Below are 14,416 nucleotides of genomic sequence, written 5' to 3'. Positions count from 1 at the left end.
CTATTCCTCCTAGCCGAATAATGAATGATAGATTTTTCGTCCTTCTCGCATATCTTTCAATCCATGAATTAACAGTCTGCCATTCCCGAATAAAATACAGCGATAGCCTTCCGCTTGAAACTCCACGAAAAACGGTGTCTCCCGGTAATCCGCCCCTAGTTGTCGGGCGACTTTCACACCGTCCGCCACCGTCAACTTACGTCCTGCATCGGGTATGATTTGCACCGTATCACGTCCGCATAGCACCGCGTATTGCGTGCCCGCGGCTTGATGCAACGCAGGGTACGTCGGATGTTCGCCGCATGTTCCGCATTGCGGATTCTTCATCCGACTGATTCCTGCCTCAACCGATGTATTATTCCACACATCAAAATGAAGAAGTTTCGTGCGCATAGCCTTTTCATTTCCCGTCAGCCATTTCATCGCTTCCGCACTTTGATGTGCAGCCGAAATCTGGACAGCAGGCGCAATTACCCCTACTGTATCACACGTTTCATTGACCGCTGGCATGACCGGAAGCAAACAGCGGAAACACGGTGTCTTGCTTGGAATGAAAGGAAATACGCTGCCTGAACTGCTGACGACCGCGCCGTAGACCCAGGGGATATTCAGTTTCCACGCGACATCATTGATCAGCAAACGTGTCTCGAAATTATCCGTTGCGTCGAGTAAGATATCCGCACCGACCGCAATTTCTTCGAGCAACGGTCCGTCGATATGATCGAGCACCGTCATAATTTCCACATCTTCACGGATAGCATGTAAGCGATGCGCTGCCGCCACGACTTTCGGCACACTATTTTTTGCATCTGCTTCGACAAATAATTGTTGTCTCTGCAAATTGGATGCTTCAACATAATCTCGGTCTGCAAGCGTTATTTTACCGATTCCTGCGCGTACGAGCGTCTCGGAAATCGAAGAACCGAGCGCGCCACAGCCTATAATCACTGCATGTGCGTCAGCTAGCTGCTGTTGTCCCGACGTGCCAATAGGCTGAAATAATGTTTGCCTTGAATAGCGATTCTCCACTGGATCTACTTCCTTTCATTACACAACAAGCGAGGCAATCGGTTATGACCGATTGCCTGCGTTGACTTCTGGACTAATATCACTGAATGAACCGACGTAGCGAACGACGTCGCCTGTTCCATCTTTTACCGAACTGATGGAAAGGAACTCCAAGTACTCTTCGCCACTCTTTTTCTTATTCCAAATTTCACCTTGCCAGACGCCTTGTTCATCAATTGTGCGCCACATTTCGTGATAGTATTCCCGGTCATGCCTGCCCGAACTTAAAATATTCGGGCTCTTACCAAGTACTTCCTCTTCACTATAACCTGTTAGCTTCGTAAACGCCGGATTGACCGAAACGATGGCTCCTTTCGAATTGGTCACGAGAATACCTTGCCCAGTCGAATCAAATACTTCTTTAGACAAGCTCGTACGATCCATATAGTAAAGCCAGAAAGCCAATACAAGACTGACTAACGATACTTGTGAAAACGCCATGAAACCGATTGAATAGGAACCCGTCATAGAGAAAATCGTCGCGAGTAATAATGGAGGGAAAAATCCACCAAGACCACCCATCATGGATACAATCCCATTCACAGTACCTGCTTGCTTACTGAAATACATCGGTACGAGTTTAAAGATGACACCATTTCCGAGACCCGCAGCTGCTGCAATCATAATACTGCCGACTGTGTACAGTCCGATATCGGGTGAAAATGCCAGAACGATGGATGAAATCGTCAAACCTGCGAAACAGCCCATCAACAAGAATAACGGCTGGAACTTATCGCCTAACCAACCTCCGACAGGACGCAATAACGTCGCAACGACGATGAAGCCGGCTGTACGAAGACCCGCGTCGACCTTATCGAGTTCAAAGTAATTGACGAGGAAACTTGGCAAAAACACAGTAAACGCAACGAATGAACCGAATGTGATGAAATAGAACAATGAGAAGAACCAAAGTTTTTCATTCTTATAGACACCTTTAATTTGCTCCACAATCGGCGCCTTCACTTTTACTTCTTTACGGTCACCGAAGAAGAAGTTCATTGCGATGAATACAAGCAATAAAATTAAATACATTTTGACAGTCATTGACCAGCCAAACTTCATCGCAAGGACGGGTGCTGAAAACGTCGTGATCGCTGTCCCGATGTTCCCCATCCCGTAAATACCATTGACGAGTCCGTGCTTTTCCTTAGGATAATACTTTGGTAGCGACGTAACCCCAACAGAGAAAATCGCGCCCCCTATCCCAAGTAACGTACCGCCGATCAAAAGCCCTGTCACTGTTGACGTTTCACTTATGTAGTAGACAGGAAATAATAGTACAATGAAACTGATAAAAAACATCATGCGTGCGCCATAGACATTGGCGTAGTAGCCGAGTGGAATCCGCAAAATCGAACCGAGTACTACGGGGATTGCCGTGATGATAGCTACACGCTCTGGTGGAATGCTGATATCTTCGCTAATAAACGGTAACAAAGAAGAGATCAGAACCCACACCATGAAACCGACGACTAGATTTGCTGTCTGCAGAGGTAACTGAATCTTTTGTATCATAGGAATCCATCCCATCTGAAATTAGTTGAAAAACGATCCAACACTCTTTCTTTTAGACTGATAGTATGTGTTACTCTGGTAGAATTGACGTATACAATTGTTCAAATAATTCATCTTGCTCTTTGGCAAGTAAGACCGATTGAACCATCGGAAAGATGACGTTTTCTTCTTTTACAAAGTGAATCATGATGACTTCAAACGCTTCGCCCGCGTCTTTTACGACGTCTTGCATCATAGCGAGAGTAAATTTCGATAGATCTCCTCTTGTGTGATGAAGGAAATGTCCGATAAACGCATCGATCTCATCGTGTTCTTCTTGCACGGCTTGAACCGGTCCTTGATCATTGCCCACATATTTTGCTAGCATCGGAAACAGGTATGCTTCTTCTTTTTCTGTATGGTTTTTCAGCGGATCGATGAATTCGACGAGAAGCCTGCGCATTTTCTTGAGTGCTTCGAGACCTTCATCACGTGTGAATCTATCATTCTCAAAATCCAATACAATCGCATGCCACTGCTCCATCAAAGTCAGTAAGAAACGATGTTCATTTTCAAGCACACGTAATGCAGGTAGCGTATGCATAAATCCTGTATTGCTCATCATCTTTCACCTCCCGATTAGAAACTTAAAAACTTCTTGCGCAGCGCATATTCGACGAGTTCCGGGCGGCTCTTCAATTGCAGCTTGTCCATCATTTTCGCTTTATGCGCTTCTACAGTCTTGACGGAAATATACAGCATTTCTGCTATTTCCTTATTGCCATAACCTTTTGCAACAAGCGGTAGAATTTCGATTTCCCGTTTAGATAAAATCTTGAACGGATCATCTTCGTCTGTCTCTTTCGACCCTTTCTTGACAAACTCCCTGACGAGCGAAGTCGCCATGGACGGATGGACATACGTTCCGCCATCGTACACTTGACGAATGGCATGTAGTAACTCTTCGTCGGGCGCATTTTTCAAAATATAGCCTGATGCACCGTTTTTCAGTACGTGGAACATATACTCCTCGTCATCGTACATCGTTAAAATGACGATCTTCGTTTCTTTGAAATCTTCGTGAATTTTGCCTGTCGCAATTAAGCCACTTTGGCCAGGAGGCATGCTGAGATCCAGTAAAATAATATCCGGTCTGTGCTTCGCAACTAGTTCATATGCTTCCAACCCATCTGCCGCTGTTGCTACGACTTCCATATCATCTTGGAAATTCAATATATGCATAAATCCTGTGCGGACGACTGCATGATCATCAGCTATTATGATTTTCACTCGTTGCTCTCTCCTTCTTCAGTGGAATATTCGCTTGGACTGTCGTACCTGTTTGTCGACTAGAAATGATCGTCAAACTACCACCTACCAGTTCCACCCGTTCTTTCATCCCATATAGACCGAGTCCCGTGCCTTGCGGTGTAAAGTCATTGACGTCAAAGCCGACACCTTCATCAGATACTTTTATTTGCAGCTGTCCATCCACTTCATTCAACGTTAAAAAGACGTCTTCTACTTGGGCATATTTCATGGAGTTGAGAATCGCTTCCTGGCCGATACGATACGCAACCGTTTCAATCGCACCTTCATAACGTTGTTCTTTCAAATCGGATTCATAATGTACATACAATCCATAATTCTTCTCGAGATTCTTGATGTGTGTTCGGAAAGCGGCTTCTAATCCAAAATCATCGAGTACAGCCGGTCGCAATTCGACAGATAGATGACGGATCTCATCGAGTAAGCGCATCAGTGAACCTTCTGTTTGACGCAACTTCTCAAGTGCCTTGTCGTTCATGCCCATATATTTCAAGACGCGTAAATCGACGAGCGAACTGAGCATTTCCTGCGCTACACTGTCATGCAGCTCACGTGAAATTCGTTTGCGTTCATTTTCTTGCGCCAAAATCACTTGTTGCATGCGCAATTTTTGATGGAGCACTTCGGACGTCTGAGTTTGTCTCGTTAAATTACGCAACATCAACATGGATACGTGTTGCTCTTCATCTAATACTTGATAGGTTGCGCTGTATGGTTGCAAGCCCAGATCTTTTGTCTCCAAATATAATTGGAATGAAGATACGGTTTGTTGTGGCTTCTCCATAAAACACGAAACACACGTCATCTGTTCATCTTCACTCGTAAAGCCACGGCATGTCAGACAAATGGCATCCGCCTCGCCCTGCAACATCTTTTCATAAAGAGAAGGTTCCATTATTTGTTTCGCCGCTTCATTCATTGAGAGCACTTCGCCATTCGCGCCGAAAAAGAACATCGCTTCTGTTGTCCGATCGTATAGTTTATGCAGCATAGTCGTTAGCTGGTCATTGTTCAATAAAGTCATCTTTCAATCGCTCCTTCATGTGAAACGGTCCGAATTGAGGCCCTACCGCATGCTTGAATTGCTCAAACTTGTCAGCCGTTAACCGGTCCACTTCACGATAGCCAATCAAAAGCACACCTTGCACATGGTCATCACGGAATAGAGGAATCGCGCCAAAACTTTTCAGCTTTTCGAATACGACAATCGGATAGTTGTAGAGATCTTCATCCATAACACTTGAGGCAACGTTTTCGATCTTCATCGGCTTTCCTGTCTTGAAGACGGTTCCCGCCACGCCTTTGCCTGATTGAAGGACAATTCTACGATAGCGTAAACTGATATTCCCCGTTACATATCGCCACTTTAATTCGTAATGAAATTTCTTCAAATCCACTAATGCCAAGCCGATGAAATCCGCATGAAGCGTTTCTTTCAATTCGTCGATCGCCAGTTGGAAATCACTATTTATCTGTCCCGTCATAGACTTTATCTCCTATTATTCATCATTCGCTTACCGGGGTGATTGTTTGGTCGGCTGATGTTTTCTATATAGAATATAACTTCTCCCTACATAATTCAATGGCACACTCCAGACGTGGACGAGTCGTGTGAATGGCCACATGGCGAAAATTAGAAATCCAGTTAAAACATGCAGCTTGAACGCAATGGGAACAGATGCCATATATGCAGCTTCCGGCTGGAATATGAGCAATGATCTGAACCAAACCGAAATCGTATCACGGTAATCGAATCCTGGCGTCGTTGTGTTTGTAATTAATGAGCTGTAAACACCGATGAAAACGATAAACAACAACAAGGTATTGACGATTAAATCTGATTTCGAGGACAACTTGCGAACATTACTCTTTGTGAAACGACGTGATGTCAGAATAATCATTCCTGCTAATGTCATCACACCAAAGAATCCGCCACCCCACACGGCACCGATATGGTACATATGGTCGCTGACACCCATTGCCCGCGTCCACTCTTTCGGAATTCCAAGTCCCGCCACATGGCCTAAAATGACGGGGAAGATTCCGATGTGGAACAGCAAGCTACCGATCATTAATTGCTTCTTTTCAATAAACTCACTCGACTTCGCGGTCCAGCCGAATTGGTCATTCTTATAACGAAAAATATGTCCTACAATAAATACTGCGATACAGATGTAAGGAAAAATGACCCATAGAAATTGACTAGTCATTAGCGGAAACCTCCCGTTGAATACATGATTTACATGTTTCACGCAGCGCACGGATTAAATGAAGCCATGGACTTTCATACTTTTCAAGTGCTTTCATTAAAAAGTAGGAACCGTCCTCGATGACTGCGAGCAACATGGAAAAGCTCTGTTGCGCTCGCGGATCTCCCTTCCATTCAGCGGCATAAATAAATTCACACATTAACGGAAGTAAGTCGGATAGTTCTTCATCGGGCATTTCGAGCCCGAACATTTCGTATAACACTTTTAACTGCGCCAACGTCTGACCACGTTCTTTCGAGTCTGCAAATTTTACGTACGTCATAAACAGCGTGGCGTCTTTTTGGAAATCGAATGTGTACGTGTACAACTCCTGTATTTCATCCAAACTGTACGTTTGCATCGTTTCCCAGTACAGCTGCAGGTCGTCATAACCCGCAGCGTTTTCCGTTACGTACTCATTCCACATGTCTGGATGGAACGTCAGCTTTTCCGGATAGTTCAGTTGATGGGAGAAAAAGCCGAAGATATGCTTCTTGTCATATAAGAGATCGAGATTAATCACGCCAGATCCCCCCGTAGAAGTTTTCTTCATAGATTTCCTTGCCCGTTTTCACTGGAGCCGCTCCCGGTGTTACAGGTCCGCAACCATCACAACCTCCATCCGAGCCCATTACAGAAAATGAGGAATACGGATTTTGAGCCGGTGCTTGTTCACCGTAAGTTCCCATACCGTCGTAACCTGCTGAACCTTGTGAGCGGTAGACGTTCATTTGACTTTCTTTATGCGATGTTGGAATCACGAAACGATCTTCGTATTTGGCAATGGCAAGCAAGCGATACATTTGCTTTGTCTGTTTCGCAGTCAAGCCGACACGCTCCAGTTTGGTTTCGTCAAAGTCCTTGCCTGAAGATACCGCACGCATATAGGAACGCATCATAGCCATACGCTGTAAGCCTCCTTTGACGATATCCACATCTCCAGCCGTCAGCATATTGGCCAAATACTGAAGCGGAATTCGCATTTCTTCGATTGCCGGGAAAATCATGTCCGGATTTTTGATGGAATCTTTACCTTCAAAGTAGTTCATGATCGGGCTAAGCGGCGGAACGTACCATACCATGGGCAATGTCCGGTATTCCGGATGCAACGGGAAAGCCAACTTGTACTCGATCGCTAACTTATAAACCGGTGAGTTTTGTGCTGCTTCGATCCAGTCTTCGGAGATGCCGTCTTTAATTGCTTGCTGGATGATTTCCGGATCATGTGGGTCTAGGAACAAATCACATTGTGCTTGGTACAAGTCTTTCGGATCCGGTGTAGATGCGGCTTCCTGTACGCGGTCTGCGTCATAAAGCAAGACACCTAGATAGCGGATTCGGCCTGTACATGTCTCAGAACAAACTGTTGGCAAACCAGATTCCACGCGTGGGAAACAGAACGTACATTTCTCCGCTTTATTCGTTTTCCAGTTGAAGTATACTTTCTTGTACGGACAACCCGTCATACAGTACCGCCATCCGCGACACGCTTCTTGGTCGACGAGGACGATCCCATCTTCGTCACGCTTGTACATTGCACCTGACGGACAAGAAGCTACACAGCTCGGGTTCAAGCAGTGTTCACATAGTCGTGGCAAGTACATCATGAACGCTTGTTCAAAGTTGAACTTGATTTCTTCTTCGATTTTTTCGATATTCGGGTCAGTGGGTCCTGTAATATGTGCGCCAGCTAACTGATCTTCCCAGTTCGGGCCCCACTCGGGATCCATGTATTCGCCTGTAATGACGGACTTTGCACGTGCAACCGGCGTATGTTTTCGATCCGGTGCGGACGTCAGTTTTTCATAGTCGTACGTCCATGGCTCATAATAATCTTTCATTTCAGGCATATCCGGGTTATAGAAGATTTTACCGAGTGCGATTTTCGACAGCTTGGAACCCGATTTCAATTCTAGCTTGCCTTTTCGCAACTGCCAGCCACCCTTATAAAGCTCCTGATCTTCCCAGCGTTTTGGGTAGCCGATGCCCGGTTTCGTTTCTACGTTATTGAACCACATATACTCGGCGCCTTCGCGGTTCGTCCATGTCGTTTTACACGTCACACTACATGTATGACACCCAATACACTTGTCTAAGTTCATGACCATTGCAACTTGCGCTTTAATTTTCAAGCCAGTTGACCTCCTTCATCTTACGGACAGCGACGTAGACATCACGTTGGTTACCGATCGGTCCGTAGTAGTTGAATCCATAACTGAGCTGTGCATAGCCGCCTACCATTTGAGTCGGCTTCATGTGAATGCGCGTCGGTGCATTATGGCTTCCTCCGCGTTGCTCGGTGATTTCCGAACCTGGCATTTGAATATGCTTATCCTGTGCGTGGTACATAAACATCGTACCTTTAGGCATTCTGTGACTGACAACGGCCCGTGCATTGACGACACCGTTTCGGTTATATACTTCGAGCCAAGCATTGTCGTCGATCCCGTGCTCTTCTGCATCGAGATTCGATAACCACACCGTCGGACCGCCACGGAACAACGTCAACATGTGCTGGTTGTCTTGGTATGTCGAGTGGATATTCCACTTACCATGCGGTGTTAAGTAACGAAGAACGAGTGCATCTTGTCCGCCTTTAATTTCTGCATCACGGTCCGCAAAGACGAATGGTGGAAGCGTCGGTTTATAGACTGGCAATGCTTCGCCGAATCCAAGGAATAATTCGTGATCGATGTAGAAATGTTGTCTACCGGTCAATGTTCGGAATGGCACGAGACGTTCAATATTCGTCGTAAATGGCGAGTAGCGTCGACCTAATTTATTCGACCCACTGAAGACCGGTGTTGGAATGACTTCACGTGGTTGCGCGGTAATTCCTGCGAATGTGAATCGCTCTGCTGCGCGGTCTGCTGAAATATCTTTCAGTTCCATGCCCGTATCATGCTCCGCAGCTTCAAATGCTTTTTGCGATACGCGGCCGTTCGTTGCAGAAGATAGTGTCAACATTGCTTCTGCTGCGTGTTTCGCTGTGTACAATTTAGGCAAGCCGTCTTTCACGGTATCGTCTTCATATATACCGTTGATGCCTTTCATCAGTTCATATTCATCCGCTACCGAGAAACTGACACCGTGTGCGCCCGTTTTCCCCGTCGATAATAACGGGCCGAGCGTAATATATTTATCGTAAATCTTCGTAAAATCACGCTCGACAATCGTCATCCCCGGCATCGTTTTGCCCGGAATGGCTTCAATTTCCCCTTTACTCCAGTCATGTACTTCGCCCATCGGCTGAGCAATTTCCTGAACCGAGTCATGTGCTAACGGAGACGTGACTACATCTTTATAGACGCCTGGCAAATGCGTTTGCGCAAGTGTAGAGAACGTTTTCGCGATTTCACGATAAATATCCCAGTCCGATTTAGATTCCCATAATGGATTAACTGCCGGATTGAATGGATGGACGAATGGATGCATGTCCGTTGAAGACAGATCCACTTTCTCATACCAAGTGGCGGCTGGTAGAACAATATCTGCATATAGCGGTGTCGCGGTCATGCGGAAATCGAGTGCTACTAATAGATCGAGCTTTCCTTCCACATCGTCGCGCCACACCATTTCTTTCGGTTTCATATCCTCATTCGGCGTAGCAAGCAAGCCGTCTGATGCACCGAGTAAGTGTCTCATGAAGTATTCCTGCCCTTTTGCAGAACTTGAGATCAAATTCGAACGCCAGACGAATAATGAACGCGGGAAGTTTTCCGGTGCATCTGGATCTTCTGCTGCGAATTGTAGTTCACCAGACTTCAGTTGATCGACGACATGCGCAACGACTTCTTTCGCATCCGTCTTACCTAGCTTCGCCGCTTCTTCCACGAGCAATAAACTATTTTTATTGAACTGAGGATACGATGGCAACCAGCCGAGACGCGCCGCAAGTACGTTATAGTCTGCCGGATGCTGGTATCTCGCTTCTCCGCCAAGTGGCGACTGAAGTGTATCCGTACCCGCTTCTTCGTATTTCCATTGATCGGTCGCAAAATAGAAAAATGATGTGGCATTTTGCAGACGTGGTGGGCCTTGCCAATCTTTTGCGAAGGCAATCGTGCTCCAGCCTTCGATTGGACGACATTTCTCTTGTCCTACGTAATGCGCCCAACCCCCACCGTTCACTCCTTGTGAAGCGGTCAACGTGACGAGGTTGAGAATCGCACGATAGATCGTGTCACTGTTGAACCAGTGATTGATGCCCGCTCCCATAATAATCATCGAACGTCCACCTGTGTCGATAGCATTTTGTGCAAACTCCATGGCGATTTGTGTAACAAGTTCTGGTTTAACGTTCGTAATCGCTTCTTGCCAAGCGGGTGTATAGATAGAAGTCACATCGTCATAACCTGTCGCTTCTAGCTCACTGCCGATTCGATTTACGCCATACTGACTCAACATAATATCGTACGTTGTCGTAACCAAACGCTCAGTGCCGTTCGCAAACTGTACTTTCATCACGGGAATGGGACGCTTGAATGTGCCATTTCCTCGGTTATCGAAGTATGGGAAATGCATTTCTTGCCATTGCTGTGCTTGTTTTTCGATAGATAATGCGGGCTCAATGCGTGTGCCATCTGCATGTTCCAATTGTAAATTCCACTTGACGCCTTCTTCCCAGCGTTGTCCCATCGTGCCGTTTGGAACAATGATTTCATCTGTCGCTTCATCAAATAAAACCGGTTTCCAATCAGCGTGCGCCGTCTCCTGTCCAAGATCACTTGCCCGCAAGAAACGCCCTGCTTTATACGAATCTTCATGCGGATCAAGTAAAATCAAGAACGGCATATCGGTGTATTGTTTGGCATAGTTTATAAATGTTGGTTCTTTACGTTTTTGATAGAATTCATCCAAAATGACGTGTGTCATCGCTTGCGCAACTGCCGCGTCCGTCCCTGGGTTCGCTGCGATCCAGTCATCCGCATGCGTAACACTTTCCGCATAGTCCGGCGCGACGGAAACGACTTTGGTTCCTTTATAGCGGACTTCCGTCATGAAGTGCGCATCCGGCGTCCGGGTAAGCGGTACATTCGAGCCCCACATGATGATATAGCCTGCGTTGAACCAGTCACTCGATTCAGGAACGTCCGTCTGCTCACCCCAAATTTGCGGAGAGGATGGTGGAAGATCTGCGTACCAGTCGTAGAAACTGAGCATTTCGCCACCAAGCAATGAAATGAAACGCGCGCCCGATGCATAACTGACCATTGACATCGCAGGGATCGGTGTGAATCCTGCCACACGATCCGGACCGTATTTTTGTACCGTATAGATGAGTTGTGCCGCAATGAGCATCGTCGCATCTCGCCAATGAATCCGGACGTGACCACCTTTGCCGCGGGCTCTTTTGTATTCATTGGATTTCTCGGGATCTTCAACGATTGCTGTCCATGCTTTAACAGGATCTTTCGTTTCTGCCAACGCTTCGTTCCACATGCGCCACAGTTTTCCGCGTATATAAGGATACTTCACGCGCAATGGACTGTATTCATACCAAGAAAACGAGGCGCCCCGTGGACAACCACGCGGTTCAAATTCAGGCAGATCAGGGCCACAGGATGGATAGTCGATTTGCTGATTTTCCCATGTGATGATGCCATTCTTGACGAAGACTTTCCAACTGCACGAACCCGTACAGTTTACGCCATGCGTCGTACGGACAACTTTGTCATGGGACCAGCGTTGACGGTACATGTTTTCCCAATCACGACTTTTCTCTTCTAGTACTGACCAACTTCCAGAATAACTCTCGACAGGTTTAAAATAATTCAATCCGAATCTCTTTTTCATCGAACATTTCCACTCCTTTTCAGAATGTAGCAGTAAATGAATCAGATCTACTTATTCTCTTACCCCCGAATAGACTAAGTAGTCTGAATTCCACATAAGGGAATTCCCTATTGATTACAACGTATCGTAGGACTTTTCTATCAACTCTTGTAAAATATCTTTGTATAAAATAAGTATACGTGTTTCCATACTTGTTTCTATCAGGGAATTCCCTATTCTCCTTTCACGAATCTCTAGTTTTACTTTCTGAGTGAGGGAAAACTCTTTATACCGCCTTCTGAATACGTTCTATTATTTTCACAATTTTAAGTGTTTTTATTTAACAAATGGGAAATTTAGTATAGTTCTCATAATATTATGTTGATTTTATTTATATAAATGATAGAATTATATACAAAATGAAAGGTAAGGTGGATGATACCGTGGCAAACGAATTAAATAAAGTACTTCGTTGTGAAGCACTAAAAGATAAAATTGTTACAGCAGAAGAAGCAGCTTCTTGGATCGAGGATGGAATGTCTCTAGGTCTGAGTGGATTTACTTTGTCCGGAGACGCAAAAGCGGTGCCTTTGGCATTGGCAGAACGAGGAAAAACTGAGGACTTTAAAGTAAACGTTTTCACTGGTGCTTCAATGGGCCCGAACGTAGATGAATTAATGGCCAATGCAGACGTCATCAATTTACGTGTTCCATACCAAGGTAACCCAGCAATGCGCGGCAAAATCAACTCAGGTGACTCATTCTATATCGATCAGCACCTTTCCCATACAGCTGAATGGATTCGCCAAGGCGTAATCGGACCCGTTGACTATGCAATCATCGAAGCAGCAGCTATTACAGAAGAAGGATATATCATCCCGACTGGTTCTGTAGGTAACTCTCCGATTTTCGTTCAAGAAGCGAAGCATGTCATCATCGAATTGAACGTTAACGCGCCTATGGAGTTTGAAGGCTTACACGACATCTATATTCCAGATGCTCAAAACCAACGTAAAGAAATCCCTGTTTACAGTGCAACAGATAAAATCGGTACACCAGGAATCAAAGTAGACCCTAAAAAGGTTGTCGGAATTGTTCTTACGGAGAAAGGTGATATTCCTTCCCCTATCGTTCCTCCAGACGAAGAGACACAAGAGATTGCAAACAACTTGTTGAACTTCTTCCGTGACGAGATCAAATTGGGCCGTATGGATGAAACGCTAATGCCTCTTCAATCAGGTGTCGGTTCGGTTGCGAACGCAGTACTTGACGGCATGAGAAGTTCTGAGTTTAAAGATATCGAAGTATATTCTGAAGTACTTCAAGACGCAATCTTCGACTTGATCGATGACGGCGTAGTGAAATTCGCTTCTGCTACTTCATTGACTCTATCTAAAAAGCGTTTGGACAGCTTCAAAGACGATATCGCTAAATACCGTGATAAACTCGTATTCCGTCCACAAGAAATCTCAAACCACCCGGAAGTTATCCGTCGTTTGGGTATCATTTCATTCAACACAGCGCTTGAGCTAGACATCTACGGAAACGTTAACTCTACACATGTTAGCGGAACACGCATGATGAACGGCATCGGTGGATCTGGTGACTTCGCTCGTAACGCACGCATCGCGATTTTCGTTACGAAGTCTTACGCAAAAGGCGGAGACGTGTCATCTATCGTACCTTTCTCTTCTCACGTGGACCACACGGAGCACGATGTAGACGTAATCGTTACAGAACAAGGGTACGCGGATCTTCGCGGCTTGGCTCCAAGACAGAAAGCAGAATTGTTGATAGAGAACTGTGCTCACCCTGACTTCAAGGAAGAGCTACGTGATTATTACAATAGAGCAGTTGAACAAGTTGGCGGACAAACTCCACACATCTTGGAAGAAGCGCTATCTTGGCACGTGAATCTTGCGAAAAACAAGACGATGCACAAGACTGTAGAAGTTCAGAAGTAATTTTATAGATAGGAAATGACCAAGCGGACTTCGATCCGCTTGGTTTTTTCGTGTGATTTTTTTGGGGGTGGGGTGGGTAAATGGCTGGGTTGAGCGGATGTGGGGGTGGATAGAGCGGACGTGGGGTCGCATAGAGCGGATAGCGTGAAAGTATGAGCGCTTGGCCATATATATGAGCGTCTCCTCTCTCAAGATGGATTAGGCTAGTCGCCGCGATGGACATTGAGCGGTTAAGCGAGTGCATAGAGCGGATACTGAGTCACGTAGAGCGGATAAACGGATGGATAGAGCGGATGCCGGGTCGCATAGGGCGGATAGCGTGAAAGTATGAGCGCTTGGCCATATATATGAGCGTCTCCTCTCTCAAGATGGATTAGGCTAGTCGCCACGATGGACATTGAGCGGTTAAGCGAGTGCATAGAGCGGATACTGAGTCACGTAGAGCGGGTAAACGGATGGATAGAGCGCTTTCCAAGGGTCATTGAGCGGGTGCGAAAATGTATGAGCGGATAGCGTGAATGTATGAGCGCTTGGCCA

General features: G+C 45.8%; 11 protein-coding genes. 1 reads left to right on the top strand and 10 read right to left on the bottom strand.

The window, feature by feature from the left end:
* Positions 1 to 9 precede the first annotated feature (9 nt).
* The 10 genes from SporoP8_RS11415 to SporoP8_RS11370 all read right to left on the bottom strand — a co-directional run bounded on the left by SporoP8_RS11415 (position 10) and on the right by SporoP8_RS11370 (position 11,936).
* Positions 10 to 1,029, bottom strand: a complete 1,020-nt coding sequence (locus SporoP8_RS11415) for a ThiF family adenylyltransferase (RefSeq protein WP_085132609.1) — start codon at positions 1,027 to 1,029, stop codon at positions 10 to 12.
* Between the two features lie 42 nt (positions 1,030 to 1,071).
* Positions 1,072 to 2,583: an MFS transporter gene (locus SporoP8_RS11410; protein ID WP_085132608.1), complete on the bottom strand. Its 1,512-nt coding sequence runs from the start codon at positions 2,581 to 2,583 to the stop codon at positions 1,072 to 1,074.
* 70 nt (positions 2,584 to 2,653) lie between these two features.
* Positions 2,654 to 3,187, bottom strand: coding sequence for a hemerythrin domain-containing protein (locus SporoP8_RS11405; protein ID WP_232319146.1), 534 nt, complete (start codon positions 3,185 to 3,187; stop codon positions 2,654 to 2,656).
* Positions 3,188 to 3,201: 14 nt separating this feature from the next.
* A complete protein-coding gene (locus tag SporoP8_RS11400; RefSeq protein ID WP_085132607.1) occupies positions 3,202 to 3,852 on the bottom strand; it encodes a response regulator in 651 nt (216 codons plus the stop codon).
* Positions 3,833 to 4,915, bottom strand: coding sequence for a sensor histidine kinase (locus SporoP8_RS11395; RefSeq protein WP_085132606.1), 1,083 nt, complete (start codon positions 4,913 to 4,915; stop codon positions 3,833 to 3,835). The genes SporoP8_RS11400 and SporoP8_RS11395 overlap by 20 nt, the downstream gene beginning before the upstream one ends.
* Positions 4,896 to 5,375 carry a GAF domain-containing protein gene (locus tag SporoP8_RS11390; RefSeq protein ID WP_085132605.1) on the bottom strand — a complete coding sequence of 160 codons (480 nt, stop codon included), beginning with the start codon at positions 5,373 to 5,375 and terminating at the stop codon, positions 4,896 to 4,898. The genes SporoP8_RS11395 and SporoP8_RS11390 overlap by 20 nt, the downstream gene beginning before the upstream one ends.
* Positions 5,376 to 5,405: 30 nt before the next feature.
* Positions 5,406 to 6,101 (bottom strand): respiratory nitrate reductase subunit gamma, encoded by a 696-nt coding sequence (gene narI, locus SporoP8_RS11385; RefSeq protein WP_085132604.1) that lies wholly within the window; start codon positions 6,099 to 6,101, stop codon positions 5,406 to 5,408.
* Complete coding sequence (gene narJ, locus SporoP8_RS11380; RefSeq protein ID WP_085132603.1) at positions 6,094 to 6,663, bottom strand: nitrate reductase molybdenum cofactor assembly chaperone; 570 nt, start codon at positions 6,661 to 6,663, stop codon at positions 6,094 to 6,096. Before narJ ends, narI begins: the two co-directional genes overlap by 8 nt.
* Positions 6,656 to 8,272 carry a nitrate reductase subunit beta gene (gene narH, locus SporoP8_RS11375; protein ID WP_085132602.1) on the bottom strand — a complete coding sequence of 539 codons (1,617 nt, stop codon included), beginning with the start codon at positions 8,270 to 8,272 and terminating at the stop codon, positions 6,656 to 6,658. The genes narJ and narH overlap by 8 nt, the downstream gene beginning before the upstream one ends.
* Positions 8,262 to 11,936: a nitrate reductase subunit alpha gene (locus SporoP8_RS11370; RefSeq protein WP_085132601.1), complete on the bottom strand. Its 3,675-nt coding sequence runs from the start codon at positions 11,934 to 11,936 to the stop codon at positions 8,262 to 8,264. Before SporoP8_RS11370 ends, narH begins: the two co-directional genes overlap by 11 nt.
* Before the next feature lie 398 nt (positions 11,937 to 12,334).
* On the opposite strand from SporoP8_RS11370, the gene SporoP8_RS11365 reads away from it, so the two are divergent.
* Entirely contained in the window at positions 12,335 to 13,879 is a 1,545-nt protein-coding gene (locus SporoP8_RS11365) for a succinyl-CoA:acetate CoA-transferase ScpC (protein WP_420066727.1), read from the top strand.
* Positions 13,880 to 14,416 lie beyond the last annotated feature (537 nt).

This window comes from Sporosarcina ureae (genome assembly GCF_002101375.1).
GTDB classification, from domain to species: Bacteria; Bacillota; Bacilli; order Bacillales_A; family Planococcaceae; genus Sporosarcina; species Sporosarcina ureae_B.
Note: the sequence above shows the minus strand (reverse complement) of the source record. Positions and strands in the feature narration are given on the sequence as shown.